The organism is Streptomyces sp. NBC_00513, assembly GCF_041431415.1.
GTDB lineage: Bacteria > Actinomycetota > Actinomycetes > Streptomycetales > Streptomycetaceae > Streptomyces.
On record NZ_CP107845.1, the window covers coordinates 6191994 to 6211862 of the forward strand.

Annotated in this window: 19 protein-coding genes; 15 read left to right on the forward strand and 4 right to left on the reverse strand. The window is 73.1% G+C overall.

The window, feature by feature from the left end; translation table 11 throughout:
• Positions 1-5: 5 nt before the first annotated feature.
• Positions 6-1280, forward strand: a complete 1275-nt coding sequence (locus tag OHA84_RS28305) for a cytochrome P450 (protein WP_053676822.1) — start codon at positions 6-8, stop codon at positions 1278-1280.
• Here the strand turns inward: OHA84_RS28305 and OHA84_RS28310 are convergent.
• Positions 1240-1965: a hypothetical protein gene (locus OHA84_RS28310; protein ID WP_053676823.1), complete on the reverse strand. Its 726-nt coding sequence runs from the start codon at positions 1963-1965 to the stop codon at positions 1240-1242. The genes OHA84_RS28305 and OHA84_RS28310 overlap by 41 nt on opposite strands.
• A gap of 113 nt (positions 1966-2078) precedes the next feature.
• Between OHA84_RS28310 and ggt the strand changes: the two genes are divergently transcribed.
• The gene (gene ggt / locus OHA84_RS28315) at positions 2079-3884 is read left to right on the forward strand and encodes a gamma-glutamyltransferase (protein WP_266969169.1); all 1806 of its coding nucleotides are present in this window, start codon (positions 2079-2081) and stop codon (positions 3882-3884) included.
• Between the two features lie 75 nt (positions 3885-3959).
• On the opposite strand, the gene map is transcribed toward ggt, so the two are convergent.
• Complete coding sequence (gene map, locus OHA84_RS28320; protein ID WP_053676825.1) at positions 3960-4727, reverse strand: type I methionyl aminopeptidase; 768 nt, start codon at positions 4725-4727, stop codon at positions 3960-3962.
• A gap of 64 nt (positions 4728-4791) precedes the next feature.
• On the opposite strand from map, the gene OHA84_RS28325 reads away from it, so the two are divergent.
• From OHA84_RS28325 to OHA84_RS28360, 8 genes are all read left to right on the forward strand, one after another.
• The gene (locus tag OHA84_RS28325; RefSeq protein WP_053676826.1) at positions 4792-5043 is read left to right on the forward strand and encodes a helix-turn-helix domain-containing protein; all 252 of its coding nucleotides are present in this window, start codon (positions 4792-4794) and stop codon (positions 5041-5043) included.
• Positions 5044-5230: 187 nt separating this feature from the next.
• Positions 5231-5434 (forward strand): hypothetical protein, encoded by a 204-nt coding sequence (locus tag OHA84_RS28330; RefSeq protein ID WP_159041316.1) that lies wholly within the window; start codon positions 5231-5233, stop codon positions 5432-5434.
• Between the two features lie 9 nt (positions 5435-5443).
• A complete protein-coding gene (locus tag OHA84_RS28335) occupies positions 5444-5824 on the forward strand; it encodes a PPOX class F420-dependent oxidoreductase (RefSeq protein WP_053676828.1) in 381 nt (126 codons plus the stop codon).
• A 45-nt stretch (positions 5825-5869) separates the two neighbouring features.
• A complete protein-coding gene (locus tag OHA84_RS28340; RefSeq protein WP_266969164.1) occupies positions 5870-7468 on the forward strand; it encodes a hypothetical protein in 1599 nt (532 codons plus the stop codon).
• Between the two features lie 182 nt (positions 7469-7650).
• Entirely contained in the window at positions 7651-8493 is an 843-nt protein-coding gene (locus tag OHA84_RS28345; protein ID WP_053681745.1) for a nitrilase-related carbon-nitrogen hydrolase, read from the forward strand.
• A gap of 38 nt (positions 8494-8531) precedes the next feature.
• Entirely contained in the window at positions 8532-9785 is a 1254-nt protein-coding gene (locus OHA84_RS28350) for an aspartate aminotransferase family protein (protein ID WP_266973920.1), read from the forward strand.
• A gap of 19 nt (positions 9786-9804) precedes the next feature.
• Entirely contained in the window at positions 9805-11223 is a 1419-nt protein-coding gene (gene hydA, locus OHA84_RS28355) for a dihydropyrimidinase (protein WP_266969162.1), read from the forward strand.
• Between the two features lie 11 nt (positions 11224-11234).
• Positions 11235-12236 carry a TIGR03842 family LLM class F420-dependent oxidoreductase gene (locus OHA84_RS28360; RefSeq protein WP_053681743.1) on the forward strand — a complete coding sequence of 334 codons (1002 nt, stop codon included), beginning with the start codon at positions 11235-11237 and terminating at the stop codon, positions 12234-12236.
• Positions 12237-12316: 80 nt separating this feature from the next.
• On the opposite strand, the gene OHA84_RS28365 is transcribed toward OHA84_RS28360, so the two are convergent.
• Both OHA84_RS28365 and OHA84_RS28370 read right to left on the reverse strand, forming a co-directional pair.
• Entirely contained in the window at positions 12317-12973 is a 657-nt protein-coding gene (locus OHA84_RS28365; RefSeq protein WP_266969160.1) for a hypothetical protein, read from the reverse strand.
• A gap of 15 nt (positions 12974-12988) precedes the next feature.
• A complete protein-coding gene (locus OHA84_RS28370) occupies positions 12989-14011 on the reverse strand; it encodes a hypothetical protein (protein WP_266969158.1) in 1023 nt (340 codons plus the stop codon).
• Between the two features lie 134 nt (positions 14012-14145).
• On the opposite strand from OHA84_RS28370, the gene OHA84_RS28375 reads away from it, so the two are divergent.
• The 5 genes from OHA84_RS28375 to recQ all read left to right on the forward strand — a co-directional run bounded on the left by OHA84_RS28375 (position 14146) and on the right by recQ (position 19660).
• On the forward strand, positions 14146-14553 hold the full coding sequence (locus tag OHA84_RS28375) for a hypothetical protein (protein ID WP_266969156.1): 408 nt from the start codon (positions 14146-14148) through the stop codon (positions 14551-14553).
• A gap of 128 nt (positions 14554-14681) precedes the next feature.
• Positions 14682-15506: an inositol monophosphatase gene (locus OHA84_RS28380; protein ID WP_053681739.1), complete on the forward strand. Its 825-nt coding sequence runs from the start codon at positions 14682-14684 to the stop codon at positions 15504-15506.
• Between the two features lie 93 nt (positions 15507-15599).
• Positions 15600-17024 (forward strand): NAD(P)/FAD-dependent oxidoreductase, encoded by a 1425-nt coding sequence (locus tag OHA84_RS28385; RefSeq protein ID WP_266950747.1) that lies wholly within the window; start codon positions 15600-15602, stop codon positions 17022-17024.
• On the forward strand, positions 17024-17533 hold the full coding sequence (locus tag OHA84_RS28390; RefSeq protein ID WP_266950499.1) for an O-acetyl-ADP-ribose deacetylase: 510 nt from the start codon (positions 17024-17026) through the stop codon (positions 17531-17533). Before OHA84_RS28385 ends, OHA84_RS28390 begins: the two co-directional genes overlap by 1 nt.
• Positions 17534-17647: 114 nt before the next feature.
• The gene (gene recQ / locus OHA84_RS28395) at positions 17648-19660 is read left to right on the forward strand and encodes a DNA helicase RecQ (protein ID WP_266969153.1); all 2013 of its coding nucleotides are present in this window, start codon (positions 17648-17650) and stop codon (positions 19658-19660) included.
• Positions 19661-19869 lie beyond the last annotated feature (209 nt).

Below are 19869 nucleotides of genomic sequence, written 5' to 3' on the forward strand. Positions count from 1 at the left end.
ACCCCATGGCCCCCGCCCCCACGCACGGCGACGCGGACGTCCCCGACGTCTTCGACCCCCGCCTGTACGCCGAAGACATCCCGTACCGGCGCTACCGGCTGCTCCGCGACCGGCACCCCGTCGCCCGGCAGGCCGAACCGGAGGTCCTCGGCTGGCCCGCGGGACCCGGCTTCTGGGCCGTCACCCGGCACGCCGACGTCGTACGGGTCCTGCGCGAACACGCCACGTACTCCTCGTGGCTCGGCGCCACCCAGATCCGCGACCCCGACCCCGCCGACCTGCCCTTCCTGCGCCGCACCATGCTCAACCAGGACCCTCCCGGGCACGGCCGGCTGCGACGGCTCGTCGCCCGCGCCTTCACCCCCGCCCGCGTCGACGCCTTCGCGGGCCGGGTGCGCGAGCGGGCCCGGACGCTGCTGCGCGCCGCCCGCGAAGGCGCCGAGGACGGGACCGCCGACCTGGTGTCCGCGGTGACCGACGAGTACGCGCTGCTCAACCTGACCGACCTGATGGGCATCCCGGCCGCCGACCGCGGCCTGCTCCTGGAGTGGACCGTACGGGTCATCGGCTACCAGGACCCCGACGACACCCCCGCACCGCTGCTCGGCCCGGACGGGAAACCCCTCAACCCCCGCTCCCCGGCACTGCTGGGCGAGATGTTCGGGTACGCCCGCGAACTGGCCGCCCACAAGCGGGCGCATCCGGGCGACGACGTGATGACCGCCCTCGCTGAAGCCGAACTGGAGCCGGCCGAACTGGAGATGTTCTTCTTCCTGTTGACCGTCGCGGGCAACGACACCGTACGCAGCGCCGCGCCCGGCGGCCTGCTCGCCCTGGCCCGCGACCCGGACGGCTATCGACGGCTCGCCGCGGGCGACGTGCCCATGCACCGGGCCGTGGACGAACTCCTGCGCGTCCACCCGCCCGTGCTCAGCTTCCGCCGCACCGCCTCCGTGGACACCGAACTCGGCGGGCAGCGGATCCGCGCCGGAGACAAGGTGGTGGTCTTCCACGCCTCCGCCAACCACGACGAGCGGGTCTTCACCACACCCGAACGGCTCGACCTCGGACGCGCGCACAACCCGCACGTCTCCTTCGGCGACGGACCACACGTCTGCCTGGGAGCCCACTTCGCCCGGCTCCAACTGCGCATCCTCTACGAGGAGTGGCGCACGCTGATGCCCCCGCCCGAGTCCGCCGGGCCGCCGCGCCGGCTGGTCTCGAACTTCATCAACGGGATCACGCGGCTGCCGATGCGGGTGTCCGGGCCGACCGGGTGACATCCGCCAACAGTTCCGCCACGTCCGGCCCGTAGGCGTCGGAGTTGACCACCTTGAGCACGACGCAGAAGGAGTCGCCGCCGAACTTGCGGGCCAACTCGCGGTGATTGCGCGCCAGATAGCGGGCGCCCGCCTGGTTGCTGATCGCGGTCTGTCCGGAGATCAGGAACACGGGCCTGGTCCCCGGTCCCGTCGTCAGCCGGGCCAGCACCACGTGGTCCACCAGGCCCTTGTTCCAGCGGTACGTCTCGTCGCCGACGACGATGGCGCCGCGGTCGGGACCCGCCTCCGTGCTGACGTCCACCCGGATGCCCGGCAGCATCGACCCCAGGTGGGCGGCCGTCCGCGCGTTGGAGACGGGACCGCCGACACAGAACTCGGCCCGCTCTCCGAAGCCTTGGCGGACCGTGTCCTGGGAGACGATCTGAAGGTTCGCGCCGCAGTCCTTGATCAGGGCGGATATCTCCAACAGCGCGAAGGCGTCGTTGCGATGCACCGACCCCTCGGTGCCACCCATCTGTCGGCCGACCACGAACAGACAGTCGGAGCCCGAGGGCAGCCCGAAGAAGGCCTGCTTGCGGCGGAGCGTGCGGCGCCACAGGTAGGTGCGGGCGAACCAGCCGAAGCCGCCGCTGATGGCCGTGGCCATCACGCCGAGCACGATGTTGCGCACGTCGTCGTTCATGGCGCGGATGTTAACCCGAGCGAGGCCGTCCTGACGCGGGGGGCGCGGTGAAGTTAGAGTGCCGGCCTGGGCCTGTGGCACGGGGTCTGACAGGCCGTCGACTGGAGGTACGGATGCGTCGTCCCGCCGCACGTCAATGGGCGCTGGTCGCCCTCGTCGGAGCACTGGTGTCCACCGGGGCGGCGGCGCCACCGTCGGCGCCGGCGGGCGGTGCCCCCGCGAAGGTCCCGGTGGCCGTCGGCCACGGCGGTGCGGTGGCCAGCGTCGACGCCGACGCCAGCGCCGCCGGCATCGCCGTCCTGCGCTCCGGCGGCAACGCGGTGGACGCGGCGGTCGCCACCGCCGCCGCGCTCGGCGTCACCGAGCCGTACTCCGCCGGGATCGGCGGCGGCGGGTACCTCGTGTACTACGACGCCAAGACCCGTCGGGTGCACACCATCGACGGTCGGGAGACCGCCCCGGCGACGGCGGACGCCGGCCTGTTCCAGGAGAACGGCGTCCCCATCCCCTTCGCCGAGGGCCAGACCAGCGGGCGCGGGGTCGGCGTCCCCGGCACCCCGGCGACCTGGAAGAGCGCCCTCGACGCCTGGGGTTCGCGGCCACTGGGTCAACTGCTGCGCCCGGCCGAGAAGTTGGCCCGTGACGGGTTCGCCGTGGACGCCACCTTCCGGGCCCAGACCGAACTGAACCAGGACCGCTTCAAGGACTTCCCGGCCACCGCGAAGCTTTTCCTGCCCGGCGGCTCCCTGCCGGTGGTCGGCTCCACCTTCAAGAACCCCGACCTCGCCGCCACCTACGCCGAGCTCGGCCGCAAGGGCACCGGGGCGCTCTACCGGGGACCGATCGCCGAGGACATCGTGCGGGCCGTCCGCAAGCCCCCGGTGGACCCCGCCGCCACCCGCGTGGTCCGCCCCGGCGACCTGACCACCGGCGACCTGCGCGCGTACGCCACCAAGCGGCAGGCCCCGACCCGGGTGGGCTACCGGGGCCTGGACGTCTACAGCATGGCCCCGTCCTCCTCGGGCGGCACCACCGTCGGCGAGGCGCTCAACATCCTGGAGCGCACCGACCTGGGCTCGCTCTCCGAGGCGCAGTACCTGCACCGGTTCATCGAGGCGTCCCGGATCTCCTTCGCGGACCGGGGCCGCTGGGTCGGCGACCCGGCCGCCGAGGACGTGCCGACGCGGGAACTGCTCTCGCAGCGGTTCGCCGACAGCCGCGCCTGCCTCGTCAAGCCCGGCCAGACGCTGACCAGCCCGCTGGCCCCCGGCGACCCGCGCAATCCGGTGCCCTGCGCCACCACGGGCAAGGCCGCCCCGACCACGTACGAAGGGGAGAACACCACGCACCTGACGGTCGCCGACCGCTGGGGCAACGTGGTGTCGTACACGCTGACCATCGAGTCCACCGGCGGCAGCGGGATCACCGTCCCGGGCCGAGGCTTCCTGCTCAACAACGAGCTGACCGACTTCTCCTTCGCCCCGGCCGCCCCCGGCGTCCCCGACCCGAACCTGCCCGGCCCCGGCAAGCGACCGCGTTCGTCGATGGCCCCGACCATCGTGTTGGAGCACGGCCGACCGGTGCTGGCCGTGGGCTCCCCGGGCGGTGCCACCATCATCACCACCGTGCTGCAGACCCTGCTCGGACACCTGGACCGCGGACTGCCGCTGGTCGACGCCATCGCGGCGCCGCGGGCCAGCCAGCGCAACCAGACGACGACCGAGCTGGAGCCGGGCCTGTGGAACAGTCCGGTGCGCGCCGAACTGGAGGCGATCGGCCAGGGGTTCCGGCAGAACCCGGAGATCGGCGCCGCCACCGGCGTGCAGCGGCTGCCGGACGGCCGCTGGCTGGCCGCGGCCGAGACCAGCAGGCGGGGCGGCGGCGCGGCGATGGTCGTCAACCCGCACGGCCGCCCGTAAGCCGTCTCTCGCGGATCGTGCCGGGGCCACCGGCCCCCGCGGATCGTGCCGGGCCGCGGGGGCCGGCCCGGCACGTCACGGGGTGGTCAGGATCCTGGGGCCGCCGGCGGTGATCGCGACCGTGTGCTCCGCGTGCGCGGCGCGACTGCCGTCCACGGTCCGCAGGGTCCAGCCGTCGGCGTCGCAGGTGTAGTCGTCGGTGCCTCCCGCGATCACCATCGGTTCGATCGCGAGGACCATGCCGGCGCGCAGCCTCATGCCGCGCCCGGCGGGACCCTCGTTGGGCACGCCGGGATCCTCGTGCATGGAGCGGCCGATGCCGTGCCCGCCGAACCCGTCCGGTATGCCGTAACCGGCGCCGCGGCAGACCGTGCCCACGGCGTGGGCGATGTCGCCGATCCTGTTGCCGGGCACGGCGGCGGCGATGCCCGCGGCCAGCGCGGCCTCGGCGGTCTCGATCAGTCGCAGGTCGGCCGGGCGGGCCCGGCCGACCGTGAAGCTCACCGCGGCGTCCCCGGCCCAGCCGCCCAGCTTCGCGCCGAAGTCGACGCTGACCAGGTCCCCGTCGCACAGCCGGTATCCGGTCGGGACGCCGTGCACGATCGCGTCGTTGACCGAGACGCACAGCACGGCCGGGAAGGGCACGGGCGCGAACTGCGGCCGGTACCCCAGGAAGGGGGAGGTCGCGCCGGCCTCCCTGAGCACCTCGCGGGCCACCGCGTCCAGCTCCAGCAAGGAGACCCCGACGTCGGCGGCCTCCCGCGCCGCCGCCAGGGCCCGCCCCACGACCCGGCCGGGAGCGCGCATTTCCTCGATGTCTCGGTCCGTCTTCAATTTCACCATGCCAATAACTATACCGGTATAACTTTAACGGGATGAAAATTGGGTCCCGGGGTAGGATGACCGCATGGTCCGAACCCCCCTCACCCCCGAAGAGCGCGAGCGCGGCGAACGGCTGGGCGCGCTGCTCCGCGAGGCGCGAGGCCCGCGCAGCATGGTCGAGATCGCCGCGAGCGCCGGTCTCTCCGCCGAGACGCTCCGCAAGATCGAGACGGGTCGCGCGCCGACGCCCGCCTTCTTCACCGTGGCGGCCCTCGCCGGTGCCCTCGGCCTCTCCCTCGACGACGTGATGCGGCGCTGCGCCTTCGTGCCCGTCTGAGTTCGCGCCCGTCCGGTTCGCCTCCGCCGGGGCCGGCCGCCTGGTCGAGCGGGTGTCGGCGGGTGCCGTCGAAGGGGCGACGAGGATACGCCTGATCGGCCCCGCGGGCCTGTCGTTCGAGCGGGACGATCGGCCGAACGGCCCAACGGGCGGTGGGGCCCGCGGGGCGCGGGGCAAGCGTGAGGGCGTGTCAGCCACGAACGCATCGAAGCGACTCGGATTCGGACTGCTCGGCGCCGTCCTCGCGAGCGGCCTGCTGCTCGCGGCCTGCGCCGTACCCGAGGGCCGAGCCCGTGTCGGGGATTCGGGGGAGGCGGTCTCCCGCCACCCGGGCGCCGTCGCCGTTCACGACCCGCTCCCGGCCCGGCCCGATCCGCGCGAAACCCCCTAAGCTCGGGGCATGAACTTTGAGGAGCTCGGCCGGGGCAAGTACGTCAGCCTCACCACCTTCCGTAAGGACGGCACCCCCGTCGCCACCCCCGTCTGGGCGGTGGCGGACGGGGGCGAGCTGTACGTGTGGACGCGCAGCGACTCCTGGAAGGTCAAGCGGATCCGCAACAGCGGCCGGGTCACCGTCAGCCCCTGTGATGTGCGCGGACGTGTCCAGGAAGGGGCTCCCGCACTGCCGGGCGAGGCGCGGTTGCTCGACGAGGCCGGGCTCAAGCGGGTGCGCGGGCTGATGATGCGCAAGTACACCTGGCAGTTCTGGTTGGTGGACGTGCCCGCCACCGTGGTGCGTCGCGGCAAGCGCCCGCACACCGCGATTGCCGTCAAGCTTTGAGGCTCCTGTAGTCCGCCTGTAACACGGGTGGGATCCAATGCGCCCATGGAGACGGCGACTTCGCTGCTGATCGCTCAACTCGCTGAATATCTGCGCGGGTTGACGCGGAGACTGGATCCCGGGGCGGGCTGGTACGGGGAGTTCCTGCGCCGGGACCCCGACGGGATGCGGGCCTGCCTGGACGGAGCCGCGATTCCCCCGTGGGACGTGGTGGAGTCCCTGCTGGGTGATGCCGGGGCCGTGGCCGGCGAGGTGGAGTACGCGGCCCGGCTGCGCGGCGCCGCCGCCGGGGCCTGGGACCGGGCCCCGGGCGGCGCGGGTGAACTGCGGACCCTGCTCCGTACGGCCGCCGCGCAGCGGGAGGCCTCGGAGGCGGCGCTGCGCAGCCTGACGGCCAGGCCGGCCGGCACGCCGGACCCGGTGGAGGCGGCCGCGCTGGCGCGGGAGGTGGCCTGGACCCGGGACGACGCCGCCCGGGCGGCCGGGCGGCACGAGGACCTCACGGCCCGGCTCGCCGCGCTTCCGATGAACCCGGCCGAGGTCCGGGAGTGGACGCGCTCGGACACCGCGTCCCCCGTCATGGCCGGTGAACCCCTGCCCGGGATGCCGCGGCGGCCCCCGGCGGCGCCCGCCCCGGTCGTCGAGGCGCCGCCCGGACCACCCACCCCGGAGCGGTCCCGCCAAGCCCCGGCCGCGGAGGCGACCGCCGCCCCGGCCGACGGTCCGTACGGCGAGGCGGCCCGGGGTCCGTACGGCGCGCCGGCCCCCGACCCGGCCCCCGACCCGTCGCCCGGACCCGGCCGAGCCCCCGACGCGCCCCCGCCCCCGGGCCCTGCCGCTGCCGTGCCCCCGGCCCCCGCCCCCGCCGCGTCCCCGGTCGGTCGGGCCGAGGGGCGGTGGCTGCGCGGTGGCCGGCGCTCCGGGGGTGGTGCCCGGTACGCCGGGGCGGCGGAGCCCGCGCCGCCCGTCGACACCGCGCCGCCGGGCGGGCCGGACGGCGCGGCGGCCGTCGCCCCGCGCGGGGCCCGGTTCGGCCACCCGGAACCGAGGCGGCCCCGCCCCCCGGCCCCGGAGCCCGCGCCGCCCGGTCCGGAGCCGCGCGCGCCCGGCCCCGCCGGCCCCCGCCGCACCGCCGTGTTCGTCGCCGCACTGGCGGACCTCCGGGCACGGGGCCGCACCGGCGAGGCGCACGTCCTGCTGTGCGAGGCGGCGGCCTGGCCGGCCGAACTGCTGCCCGGGCTCGCCGCCGCGTTGACCCGCGCCGGGCTCACCGCCGACTGGGCCACCCTGCTCTGGGAGGCCGCCTCGCTTCCGCCCGAACGGCTCGCGGCCGCGGCGGCGGTCCTCGCGGTGGCCGGCCGGGACGCCGACTGCGACGCGCTGCTGCGCCAGGGCGTGGCCCGGCCCGCCGCCGAGATCGCGGAGGCCGCCCTCGCGCTCGGCGCGGCCGGTCGGGAACGGGAGGCGGACGCCCTGCTCGGCGCCTTCGTGCGGCTGCGCACGGCCGAGGAGTCGGCCGCTCTGGCGCGACGGGATCCGTACTGGTTCGCCCCGAGGTTGCTCCGGGCCGCGGGAGCCCTCCCGGGGACCCGACACCGGGACCTGACACATGCCCTGCGCGTGGCCGGTATCGCTACTCCGTAACCACTTGAGTACCAATTCGCCCGCCCGATGACAGGAAATGACCGCCTATCGACGTAGTGCGATCGACTACTCCAACCGCGCAAGGCGCTCTTGCCCCACGCTGTGACGCGGCCTACGTTCTACTCCCTACGCACACCGTCTACGTGCGTAGAAGTCGGCGTTCCCGTCGCGAGGAGCAGCTCATGGCCCAAGTCGTCCGCGCCGCGCTCGTCCAGGCCACCTGGACCGGAGACACCGAGTCGATGATCGCCAAACACGAGGAGCACGCCCGCGCGGCGGCTGCTCAAGGCGCGCAGATCATCGGCTTCCAGGAGGTGTTCAACGCCCCGTACTTCTGCCAGGTGCAGGAGGCGGAGCACTACCGCTGGGCCGAGGCCGTCCCCGACGGCCCGACCATCCGCCGCATGCAGGACCTCGCCCGCGAGACCGGCATGGTGATCGTCGTACCGGTCTTCGAGTTGGAGTCCGAGGGGTTCTACTACAACACCGCCGCCGTCATCGACGCCGACGGAAGCTATCTCGGCAAATACCGCAAGCACCACATCCCGCAGGTCAAGGGCTTCTGGGAGAAGTTCTACTTCCGCCCCGGAAACCTCGGCTGGCCCGTCTTCGACACGGCCGTCGGCCGGGTCGGGGTGTACATCTGCTACGACCGCCACTTCCCCGAGGGATGGCGTGCGCTGGGCCTGGCCGGCGCCCAGCTCGTCTACAACCCGTCCGCCACCTCCCGAGGGCTGTCCGCCTACCTGTGGCAGCTGGAACAACCGGCCTCGGCCGTCGCCAACGAGTACTTCGTCGCCGCCATCAACCGGGTCGGCCAGGAGGAGTACGGGGACAACGAGTTCTACGGCACCAGCTACTTCGTGGACCCGCGCGGTCAGTTCGTCGGGGAGGTCGCCGGCGACAAGGAGGAGGAACTCCTGGTCCGCGACCTCGACTTCGGCCTCATCGAGGAGGTCCGCAACCAGTGGGCCTTCTACCGCGACCGCCGCCCCGACGCCTACGGAGGGCTCGTACAGCCGTGACCAACCCGATCCCCCTGCACAGTCGCCACCGCACCGTCATGCCCGACTGGCTCGCGCTCTACTACGACCGCCCCATCGAGCTCACGCACGGCGAGGGCCGCCACGTCTGGGACGCGGACGGCAACCGCTACCTCGATTTCTTCGGCGGCATCCTCACCACGATGACCGCCCACGCCCTGCCAGAGGTCACCAAGGCCGTCTCCGAACAGGCCGGGCGGATCATCCACTCCTCCACCCTGTACCTGAACCGGCCCATGGTCGAACTGGCCGAACGCGTCGCCGCCCTGTCCGGCATCCCGGACGCACGGGTCTTCTTCACGACCTCCGGCACCGAGGCCAACGACACCGCCCTACTGCTCGCCACGTCGTACCGCCGCTCCAACCAGATCCTGGCGATGCGCAACAGCTACCACGGCCGGTCCTTCTCCACCGTCTCGATCACCGGCAACCGGGGCTGGTCCCCGACCAGCCTCTCGCCGCTCCAGACGTACTACGTCCACGGCGCGGTGCGCACCCGGGGCCCCTTCGCGGCGCTGTCCGACGCCGAGTTCACCGCCGCCGCCGTCGCGGACCTCGAAGACGTGCTCGGCCAGGCGCGCGGCGGAGTCGCCGCGCTCATCGCGGAACCCATCCAGGGCGTCGGCGGCTTCACCTCCCCGCCCGACGGCCTGTACGGGGCCTTCCGGGAGGTCCTCGACCGACACGGCATCCTCTGGATCAGCGACGAGGTACAGACCGGCTGGGGCCGCACCGGCGAACACTTCTGGGGCTGGCAGGCGCACGCCCAGAACGGCCCGCCGGACATCCTCACCTTCGCCAAGGGCATCGGCAACGGCATGTCCATCGGCGGCGTCGTGGCCCGCGCCGAGGTCATGAACTGCGTCGACTCCAACTCCATCTCCACCTTCGGCGGCTCCCCGGTCACCATGGCGGCCGGCGTCGCCAACCTCTCGTACCTCCTGGAACACGACCTCCAGGGCAACGCCCGCCGCGTCGGCGGCCTCCTCCTGGAGCGACTGCGCGCCGTCACCGCCGGCGTGCCCGCCGTACGCGAGGTACGCGGCCGGGGCCTGATGGCCGGCCTGGAGCTGGCGAAACCCGGCACCGACCGCGCCGACCCCGAAGCGGCCGCCGCCGTACTGGAAGCCGCCCGCGAACGCGGCCTGCTGCTCGGCAAGGGCGGCGGGCACGACACCAGCGTGCTGCGCATCGCGCCGCCGCTGTCCCTCACCGTCGCCGAGGCGGAAGAGGGCGCCGACATCCTCGAACAGGCCCTGCGCACCGCCCTCTAGCCCTCCGGGGGAGACGTACATGACCACCCGCACCCTGATCCGCGACGGCCTCGTCATCACGGCCGCCGACGAGCTCCACGCGGACGTCCTTATCGAGGACGGCCGGGTGGCGGCGCTCGCGGCCCACGGCTCGGCCACCGCCGAGGCCTGGGCCTCACCCGACCGCACGACGGTGGACCGCACCATCGACGCGAGCGGGAAGTACGTCATCCCCGGCGGGGTCGACGCGCACACCCACATGGAACTGCCCTTCGGCGGGACCGCCGCGTCCGACACCTTCGAGACGGGCACCCGGGCCGCCGCGTGGGGCGGCACCACCACCATCGTCGACTTCGCGGTGCAGACGATGGGCCAGTCCCTGCGCCAGGGCCTCGACACCTGGTACGACAAGGCCGACGGCAACTGCGCCGTCGACTACGGCTTCCACATGATCCTGTCGGACGTCAACGAGGGCACCCTCAAGGAGATGGACCTCCTGGTGGGGGAGGGGGTCACCTCCTTCAAGCTCTTCATGGCCTACCCCGGGGTGTTCTACAGCGACGACGGCCAGATCCTGCGCGCCATGCAGCGGGCCTCCGGCAACGGCGGACTGATCATGATGCACGCCGAGAACGGCATCGCCATCGACGTCCTCGTCGAACAGGCCCTCGCCCGCGGGGAGACCGACCCCCGCCACCACGGCGAGGTCCGCAAGGTCCTCCTCGAAGCCGAGGCGACCCACCGCGCCATCCAGCTCGCCCGGGTGGCCGGCTCCCCCCTGTACGTGGTCCACGTCTCGGCCGAGGAGGCGGTGGCGGAACTCGCCGTCGCCCGCGACAAGGGCCTGCCCGTCTTCGGCGAGACCTGCCCGCAGTACCTGTTCCTGTCCACCGACAGCCTCGCGGAGCCCGACTTCCAGGGCGCCAAGTACGTCTGCTCCACGCCGCTGCGCCCCCGCGAACACCAGGCGGCCCTGTGGCGGGGCCTGCGGACCGACGACCTCCAGGTGGTCTCCACCGACCACTGTCCGTTCTGCTTCCGCGGCCAGAAGGAGCTCGGCCGCGGGGACTTCTCGAAGATCCCCAACGGGCTGCCCGGCGTGGAGAACCGCATGGACCTCCTCCACCAGGCCGTCCTCGACGGACACATCAGCCGCCGCCGCTGGATCGAGATCGCCTGCGCGAACCCGGCCCGGATGTTCGGCCTCTACCCCCGCAAGGGCACCATCGCGCCCGGTGCCGACGCCGACATCGTCCTCTACGATCCGCACGCCGAGCAGGTCATCTCCGCCGAGACGCACCACATGAACGTGGACTACTCGGCGTACGAGGGCAAGCGGATCACCGGACGCGTCGACACCGTGCTCTCGCGCGGCGAACTCGTCATCGACCGGCGCGAATACACGGGACGAGCCGGCCACGGGGCCTTCGTCCCCCGCTCCACCTGCCAGTACCTGTAAGGAGCCGACCCATGGACTTCGGCCTCGTCCTCCAGACCGACCCGCCCGCCTCCGGCGTCGTCAGCCTCATGCGCCGCGGCGAACGCAACGGCTTCCGTTACGGCTGGACCTTCGACTCCGCCGTGCTGTGGCAGGAGCCGTTCGTCATCTACAGCCAGATCCTGGAACACACCCGGCTGATGCACGTCGGACCGATGGTCACCAACCCCGGGACCCGCACGTGGGAGGTCACCGCCTCCACCTTCGCCACCCTCAACGACATGTACGGCAACCGCACCGTGTGCGGCATCGGCCGCGGGGACTCCGCCATGCGGGTCGCCGGGCGCAAACCCAACACCCTGGCCCGGCTCGGCGAGGCCATCGACGTCATCCGTGACCTCGCCGAGGGCCGCGAGGCCGAGGTCGACGGGCAGCGCCTGCGCATCCCGTGGATCCGGGACGGCGAACTGCCCGTGTGGATGGCCGCCTACGGACCCAAGGCGCTGGCCCTCGCCGGCCAGAAGGCCGACGGGTTCATCCTCCAGCTCGCCGACCCCTACCTCACCGAGTGGATGGTCAGGTCGGTCCGCGAGGCCGCCACGGCGGCCGGCCGCGACCCGAACGCGATCACCATCTGCGTGGCGGCCCCGGCCTACGTCGGGGACGACCTGGACCACGCGCGCGACCAGTGCCGCTGGTTCGGCGGCATGGTCGGCAACCACGTCGCCGACCTCGTCTCCCGCTACGGCGAGCACTCCGCGATGGTCCCGGACGCCCTCACCGAGTACGTCAAGGCCCGCCAGGGTTACGACTACAGCCACCACGGCCGCGCCGGGAACCCCTCCGCCGACTTCGTCCCCGACGAGATCGTGGACCGGTTCTGTCTCCTGGGCCCGCCCGAGGCCCACATCGAGAAGCTGCGCACCCTGCGCGACCTGGGCGTCGACCAGTTCGCCGTGTACGCCATGCACGACGCCCGCGAGGCGGTGATCGACGCCTACGGCGAGCACGTCATCCCGGTACTCGCCGGCTGAGCCGTACCGACCGACGGGCGGGGGCACCGCGTACGGGCCCGGGCAGACGGCGAGGTGCCCGGGTCGGACGGGGCGGTGCCCTACACGGCCGTCTTCCGTTCCTGCCGGAAGATGACGGCGAGCAGGCCCATCGAGAGGAGCATGAACCCGCAGAACAGGGGAGCGGCGACCTCCGGGGAGGGGTGCCACAGGCTGACCTTGTGCAGGAAGAGATAGGTCGTCACCATGCCGAGGGCCCAGAACTTGAAGAAGAAGACGCGGCTGATGACGGCGAGCAGGATCTGGTGGGCCACCAGGAAGACCAGGAGGTATCCCCAGAGCGGATCGGACGTGAGGGTGAGCCAGAGGACCCCGCCGAAGAGGGGCACGGTGACGAGGACGAGCAACGCGGTGCGCCAGAACAGCTCCCCCCGCAACCGCCTGTGGAAGCGGGCCTTCGACTTCCCGGTACCCGGCTTCCATCTCAGGAGCGTGGGCCACGAGAAACGGACGAAGGACAGGGTGACGTCCTCGTCGACGGTCGGGTCGTAACGGGTGACCGTCACCTCCCCGGACCGACAGTGGAAGACGCTGCCCGCGGGGACATGGGCCAGCGAGCGACGCACGCGCAGGAGCAGGTGGAGCGTCTTGATGTGGCCGAAGCTCATCAGGTACAGCAGCAGCGTCGATCCGATCCATCCGGCACTGGTGATCAATAGGGCGATCAGGGCCTGCTTGAGGAACTCCATCAGGCTCACCGGGGCCACCTGCTCTCAGGAGAAGAGATCGTCGATGAAGTCGCCGACGGCGTCGTGACCGGGGCCGTGAGAGGGACCCGCGCCGTGAGCTGGGCCCGCGCCGTGCGTGACGCGTCCACCTCCGCGATGCTGGTCGAGATCCTCGTCGTCGCCCATGTCGGGGCCGCCGGAACCGTGATGAGTGCTCCCGCGCCCCGTGTCGTGGAGCCACTGCCACGCCCGATCCGCGAAATCCACGGCGGAGGCGGCGCCGGCGCCGCCGACCGCGCCCACCGCGCCCGCACCCAGCAGCCATCCCAGCAGCGCCTTGGCACCGGCCTTCTGCGGCGGTTGGGCGTACCGGCCGGCCAGGGAGAGGGCCGTGAGACTGGCACCGCCACCGCGCGGGTCGTCCAGATCGTCCAACAGGGCCAGGATTCCCGGGGCGAACGGCTTGCCGGCGAGTGCGCGGCCGAACGCCTCCGGGGAGATCGGTCGCCCGCGCCCGGCGGCGTCCCGGGCTCCGGCGACGAAGGCGGCCAGTCGCGGGGTGGTGAGTTCCGCCAAGTGGTCCTGCCAGCCGCCGGGAAGCCGCGGGGTCTGGACCACCGGCCACAGGGCGAAGACCACGAGGTCGACCATGACCGCTTCCGGAAGTGCGCCGTCCGGTACCGGCGTGGCCCGGTCGAGGTACTGGACGGCGCCCGCCGCCAGTAGACGGCGCAGTTGTTCCTTGCCGTCCCGGTTGCCGGCCGCTCCGGCCAACTCGCCGTACAAGGCGTCGAGTTGTCGGTGGTGGGCCGCCGCCTGGCGACGCCCCGGTTTCACGCTCCCGTCGGCGATGAGCGTGCGGTAGTCGGATGCGAGCCGTTTGATCCAGAGCCGCAGCTCCGGGAGGCCGAGCGGCGGGGCGGGATTGCTGCCGGAGTAGTGGTGGTGGTGGACGATCTTCTGGGTGCCCTGGACGACCTGGTAAGCCTGCCCCTGCCCCTGCACCCGGGCTTCGACGTGGATCCCCTCGGAGGGTTCGGTGCCGTCTGCCGGGAAGCGTGCGCTCATGCCCGCCAGTCTGTGTGGTGAACATGATCGAGTGCAGCCGGATCCGTACAAGAGGCCGTTGCCTGTGCCATGTTGGTCGGATTACCGGTGTCGGTCGACCGCTCGCGGGAGGCTGTCGGAGAGGGTGGTGGGCGATGTCGGATCCCTTGCGGCGGACGGTGGCGGCGGTTTCGTCCGTGGCCGCTTTCGCCTGCGTGGTGTGGCTCGTCCGAGCATCCTCCTGGGGGTGGCTGCCCGGCGACAGCGGAGATCGCTGGGCCCTGGCCGCCACGACCGGCACCGTTGTCGCCGCGGCGTTGCTGTTCGGCCTGACGCGGTGGGGTTCCCCGGCGACCTCGCCCGCGCCGACGCCGGGCGGGGGCCGGTCGGTGGAGCAGATCGCCGAGGCCGGCGACCAGGCGGTCGTCGAGCAGGTCGTCGGCAACCGTGCGCCTCGACGCCGCGGGGCCGGGTCGGTCGCGCCCGCGGATCGGTTCAGGCAACGGGCGAAGGGCACCGGCAGCTCCCGGATCCGGCAGACGGGAGGCGACGACACCCCCTGACCGGAGCCGGACTCCCGGAGGAAAGCCGGCCGGACCGGAGCGGGGTTCACCCGGGTGTCACCTCGTGTCCGGGCCGCCGTCGGGGACCGTCGGTGGGGATTGTCCGACGGGCGTGCTTTGCTGGACGCATGATCGATGAATTCCTGGCCCGTGACCTGTCCGCCGTCGAGGAGGCCGTCCGCGAGGCGGCCGCGGTCGAGATCATGCCGAGGTTCCGGCAGCTCGCGGACCACGAGGTGGACCAGAAGAGCGGCCCGCACGACCTCGTGACCGTCGCCGACCGCAGGGCCGAGGAGCACCTGACGGTCGCCCTGACGAAGCTGCTGCCCGGCTCGGCGGTGGTCGGCGAGGAAGCGGTGCACGCCGACCCCACCGTGTACGAGGCGCTGCGCGCCGACGCGCCCGTCTGGATCGTCGACCCCGTCGACGGCACCCGGCAGTTCGTCGCCGGCGACCCCAACTTCTGCACCCTGGTGGCGTTGGCCGTGCGCGGGGAGATCCTCGCCTCCTGGACCTTCGCCCCGGCCCTGGACGAGCTGGCCACCGCCGTGCGCGGACAGGGCGCGCACGTCAACGGCGCGCGCATCCACAGCGGTTCGCCGGAACCGGGCGCCGATCTGCGGATCGCCATCGCGCACCCGCTGTACACCTCGGAGGAGGACAAGCGGCGGCTCGCCCGGCTCGACGTCCCCGGGGTCGCGGCCCGGCCGTGCGGTTCGGCGGGCCTGGAGTACCTGAAGGTGGCCCGCGGCGAGATCGACGGCCTGGCCTTCACCTGGCCCTCGGCATGGGACCACGCGGCGGGCCTGCTGCTCGTCGCGGAGGCCGGTGGCGCCCAGACCACGGTCGACGGGGTCCCCTTCCGAGTGGACCGGGACAACGCGCTGCCGTTCGCCGTGGGCCGCGACGAGGCCACCGCCGCCCGGGTCCGCGACCTCCTGCGCGGAGCGTGACCGCGCCGCCGCACCCCGGATCCGTGCGGACGCGACCCATATCCTGGACGTGATACCGCATCCTGTGGGCGGAGCCGCCGCCGGACGAAGGAGCTGTCAGTGTCGTCGATTCTCGACGCAGTCGTGGTGGGGGCGGGGCCCAACGGCCTGACGGCCGCCGTCGAACTGGCCCGACGTGGTTTCTCGGTGGCCGTGTTCGAGGCGAAGGGGACCGTCGGCGGGGGAGCCCGGACGGAGGAACTCACCCTCCCCGGCTTCCGACACGACCCCTGCTCGGCCGTGCACCCGCTCGGCGCCGGCTCCCCGGTGTTCGCGACGATGCCGCTCAAGCGCCACGGCCTGGAGTGGCTGCACGCCCCGCTGCCGATGGCACACCCCTTCGACGACGGCACGGCCGCGGTGCTGTCCCGCTCCGTCGCGGAGACGGCCGCCTCCTTCGGGCCCCGCGACGCGGGCACCTACCGCCGGCTCGTCCAGCCGTACCTCGGCAAATGGGACACCCTGGCACGGGACTTCATGTCGCTGCCCTCCACCGCGCTGCCCCGCGACCCGCTCACCCTGGCCCGGTTCGGGCTGGACGGACTACCGCCCTCCACCTGGCTGCTGCGCCGCTTCCGGGACGACCGGGCCCGCGCCCTGTTCGCCGGGCTCGTGGCCCACGCCATCGCCCCGCTCGGCGGCATCGGAACCGGTGCGGTCGGCCTGGTCTTCGCCCTCGCCGCGCACGCGGGCGGCTGGCCGATGCCGCGCGGCGGTTCGCAGGCCATCTCGGACGCCCTCGCCGCGTACCTGCGCGACCTCGGGGGAAGCGTCCACACGGACTTCGAGGTCAAACGGCTCGACGACCTGCCGCCGGCCCGCGCGTACGTCTTCGACACCTCGCCGACCGCGCTGGCCCGCATCGCCCGCCTGGGGCGCGTCTACGACGGCTACCGGTACGGGGCCTCCGTGTTCAAGATCGACTACGCCCTGGACGGTCCGGTGCCCTGGACCGCCGAGGAGCCCCGCCGGGCCGGCACCGTGCAGATCGGCCCGCGCACCCGCGACATCGACGCCGCCCTGCAACTGGCCTCGGGCGGCCGGGCCCCCCGTACCCCGTTCCTGATCACGGCCCAGCCCAGCCTGGTCGATCCCGGCCGGGCCCCCGAGGGCAAGCACACCTTCTGGGCGTACGGGCACGTACCGGCGGGCTGGGAGGGCGACCTCACCGACGCCGTCGAGCGCCAACTGGAGCGCTTCGCGCCGGGGTTCCGCGACCTGGTGCTGGCCCGCGCCACCGCCGGCCCGCCCCGGATCGCCGCCCGCAACGCCAACTACGTCGGCGGGGACATCGCCTGCGGCGCCGCCTCGGGCCTGCAACTGCTCATCCGCCCCAAGATCAGCCTCTTCCCGTACACCACCGCCCACCCGGCGGTGTTCCTGTGCTCAGCCGCCACGCCGCCGGGGCCCGGGGTCCACGGAATGTCGGGGCACAACGCCGCCAAGGCCGTCTGGCGCCACCTGCGGAAGGAGCGCTGATGTCCACGCGCATCACCCTGGTCCGGGGGGACATCACCACCGAGGAGGTGGACGCGGTGGTCAACGCGGCCAATTCCTCGCTGCTCGGCGGCGGGGGAGTGGACGGCGCGATCCACCGGCGGGGCGGCCCGGAGATCCTCGCCGCCTGCGAGGACCTGCGGCGCTCCCACTACGGCAAGGGCCTCCCGACGGGCCGGGCCGTCGCCACGACGGCGGGCCGGCTCCCGGCCCGACACGTGATCCACACCGTCGGACCGGTCTGGTCCCCGGGCGACGACCGGTCGGAGCTGCTGGCGTCCTGCTACCGGGAGTCGCTGCGCGTAGCGGACGAGCTGGGCGCCCGTACGGTCGCCTTCCCGGCCATCTCCACCGGGATCTACGGCTGGCCGATGGACGACGGGGCGCGGATCGCGATCGAGACGGTGCGGGCGTCCGGGACCTCGGTGGAGGAGGTCCGCTTCGTGCTCTTCGGGACCGACGCGTACGAGACCTTCGCCGCGGCCCTGTGATCCTCGTCCCGGCCCGTTCCGTCCCCTGCTGACGGACCGGGTCCGTCAGCAGGGGACGGAACGGGCCGGCCGATCATGGACCCCGGTGTCGGAGACGGTCGCTAGGCTTCCGGTATGACCCTTTCGGACGCGCCCACTGAGATCCCCGACGCCTTGCAGGTGCTCCACCGGGTCTTCGGTTACGACTCCTTCCGCGGCGAGCAGCAGCAGATCATCCAGCACGTCGTCGACGGCGGCGACGCCCTCGTGCTGATGCCCACCGGCGGCGGCAAATCGCTCTGCTACCAGATCCCGGCGCTGGTCAGAGAGGGCACGGGCGTGGTGATCTCGCCCCTGATCGCGCTCATGCAGGACCAGGTGGACGCCCTCACCGCCCTCGGCGTGCGGGCCGGGTTCCTCAACTCCACCCAGGACGCGGACGAGCGCCGCGGGGTCGAGCAGGCCTTCCTCGCCGACGAGCTGGACCTGCTGTACCTGGCACCCGAGCGGCTGCGCACCGAGGGGACGCAGCGGCTCCTCGACCGGGGCAAGGTGTCGCTCTTCGCGATCGACGAGGCGCACTGCGTGGCCCAGTGGGGGCACGACTTCCGCCCCGACTACCTCGCCCTGTCGATGCTGCACGAGCGCTGGCCCAAGGTGCCGCGGATCGCGCTGACCGCGACGGCCACCGAGGCGACGCACGGCGAGATCGCGGGGCGGCTGGGGCTGGAGGAGGGCCGGCACTTCGTCGCGAGCTTCGACCGGCCGAACATCCAGTACCGGATCGTCCCCAAGAACAACCCGCTCCGGCAGCTGCTGGACCTGATCCGCACCGAGCACCCCGGGGACGCGGGGGTCGTCTACTGCCTGTCGCGTGCCTCCGTGGAGAAGACGGCGGCGGCCCTGGCGGAGAACGGCATCGACGCCGTGGCCTACCACGCGGGCATGGACGCCCGCACCCGTGCGGCGAACCAGTCCCGGTTCCTGCGGGAGGACGGGGTCGTGGTCGTCGCCACCATCGCCTTCGGCATGGGCATCGACAAGCCGGACGTACGGTTCGTGGCGCACCTGGACCTGCCGAAGTCCGTCGAGGGCTACTACCAGGAGACCGGCCGCGCCGGTCGCGACGGCGAGCCGGCCACGGCCTGGCTGGCGTACGGCCTCCAGGACGTGGTCCAGCAGCGGAAGCTGATCGAGGGCTCCGAGGGCGACGACACGCGGCGCCGTTCGCTGGCCGCCCATCTGGACGCGATGCTGGCGTTGTGCGAGACCGTCGACTGCCGGCGCATGCGGCTCCTGGCGTACTTCGGTCAGTCCGGCGAGCCCTGCGGCAACTGCGACACCTGTCTGACACCGGCCGAGTCCTGGGACGGGACCGTCGCCTCGCAGAAGCTGCTGTCCACGGTGTGGCGGCTGGCCAACGAGCGACGGCAGAAGTTCGGCGCCGGCCAGATCATCGACATCCTCCAGGGCAAGAAGACCGCGAAGGTCATCCAGTTCGACCACGACGGCCTCTCGGTGTTCGGGGTCGGCGCGGATCTCGGCACCGCCGAGTGGCGCGGGGTCGTACGGCAACTGCTCGCGCTGGGACTGCTGGCCGTGGAGGGCGAGTACGGCACGCTGGTCCTCACCGAGGCCAGCGGCGAGGTGCTGGGGGGCCGGCGCACCGTCCCGCTGCGCAAGGAGAAGGCCGCGCCGGCCGGCGCGGGCCGCAAGGAGTCCGGGTCCCGTTCCGGGAAGGGCGCGCGCGTGCCCGTCGACCTGCACGCGGCCGCCGTACCGGTCTTCGAGGCGCTCCGCGCGTGGCGGGCCGAGACCGCGCGGGAGCAGGGCGTGCCGGCGTACGTCGTCTTCCACGACGCGACGCTGCGGGAGATCGCGACCCGGCTGCCCGGCACCGCCGGCGAGCTGGGGGAGATCAACGGCATCGGCGAGGCGAAGCTCACCAAGTACGCCGAGGGCATCCTGGCCACCCTGGCCGAATCGGGCGGTCACCCGTCGGCGGTGCGGGACGCCCCGACCCCCGGAGCCCCCGCCCCCGTGCCCGCCCCCGCGCCGGCTCGGGACGGGTCGGAGCCGCCGCGCGACGAGGACGAGCCGCCCTTCGACATGGACGAGGTCGACGCCCCCCGGGACGACTGGCAGTAGGACGCGGGGGAGCGGGCGGGCTCCCCGCAACGGCCGCCCGGCCCGCCGTCGCCCCTCGACGGCGGGCCGCGCTCGCGCGTGGCCGGATGGAACCCACGCCACGCGGCGGTCAGTTGTGCGTGTGGCATCATGACCGCGTTGTCTGCCCGGGGATCACGAACCTCGGGCCGCGAGGGCGGCCGCCGAGTTTCGCCGGAGGACTGAGGATG

What these genes read in the sequence shown, in the direction of transcription:
- OHA84_RS28305 (WP_053676822.1), top strand. Translation starts at nt 6, where the DNA reads ATGGCCCCCGCCCCCACGCACGGCGACGCGGACGTCCCCGACGTCTTC.
- OHA84_RS28310 (WP_053676823.1), bottom strand. Translation starts at nt 1,965, where the DNA reads ATGAACGACGACGTGCGCAACATCGTGCTCGGCGTGATGGCCACGGCC.
- ggt (WP_266969169.1), top strand. Translation starts at nt 2,079, where the DNA reads ATGCGTCGTCCCGCCGCACGTCAATGGGCGCTGGTCGCCCTCGTCGGA.
- map (WP_053676825.1), bottom strand. Translation starts at nt 4,727, where the DNA reads ATGGTGAAATTGAAGACGGACCGAGACATCGAGGAAATGCGCGCTCCC.
- OHA84_RS28325 (WP_053676826.1), top strand. Translation starts at nt 4,792, where the DNA reads ATGGTCCGAACCCCCCTCACCCCCGAAGAGCGCGAGCGCGGCGAACGG.
- OHA84_RS28335 (WP_053676828.1), top strand. Translation starts at nt 5,444, where the DNA reads ATGAACTTTGAGGAGCTCGGCCGGGGCAAGTACGTCAGCCTCACCACC.
- OHA84_RS28340 (WP_266969164.1), top strand. Translation starts at nt 5,870, where the DNA reads ATGGAGACGGCGACTTCGCTGCTGATCGCTCAACTCGCTGAATATCTG.
- OHA84_RS28345 (WP_053681745.1), top strand. Translation starts at nt 7,651, where the DNA reads ATGGCCCAAGTCGTCCGCGCCGCGCTCGTCCAGGCCACCTGGACCGGA.
- OHA84_RS28350 (WP_266973920.1), top strand. Translation starts at nt 8,532, where the DNA reads ATGCCCGACTGGCTCGCGCTCTACTACGACCGCCCCATCGAGCTCACG.
- hydA (WP_266969162.1), top strand. Translation starts at nt 9,805, where the DNA reads ATGACCACCCGCACCCTGATCCGCGACGGCCTCGTCATCACGGCCGCC.
- OHA84_RS28360 (WP_053681743.1), top strand. Translation starts at nt 11,235, where the DNA reads ATGGACTTCGGCCTCGTCCTCCAGACCGACCCGCCCGCCTCCGGCGTC.
- OHA84_RS28370 (WP_266969158.1), bottom strand. Translation starts at nt 14,011, where the DNA reads ATGAGCGCACGCTTCCCGGCAGACGGCACCGAACCCTCCGAGGGGATC.
- OHA84_RS28375 (WP_266969156.1), top strand. Translation starts at nt 14,146, where the DNA reads ATGTCGGATCCCTTGCGGCGGACGGTGGCGGCGGTTTCGTCCGTGGCC.
- OHA84_RS28380 (WP_053681739.1), top strand. Translation starts at nt 14,682, where the DNA reads ATGATCGATGAATTCCTGGCCCGTGACCTGTCCGCCGTCGAGGAGGCC.
- OHA84_RS28390 (WP_266950499.1), top strand. Translation starts at nt 17,024, where the DNA reads ATGTCCACGCGCATCACCCTGGTCCGGGGGGACATCACCACCGAGGAG.
- recQ (WP_266969153.1), top strand. Translation starts at nt 17,648, where the DNA reads ATGACCCTTTCGGACGCGCCCACTGAGATCCCCGACGCCTTGCAGGTG.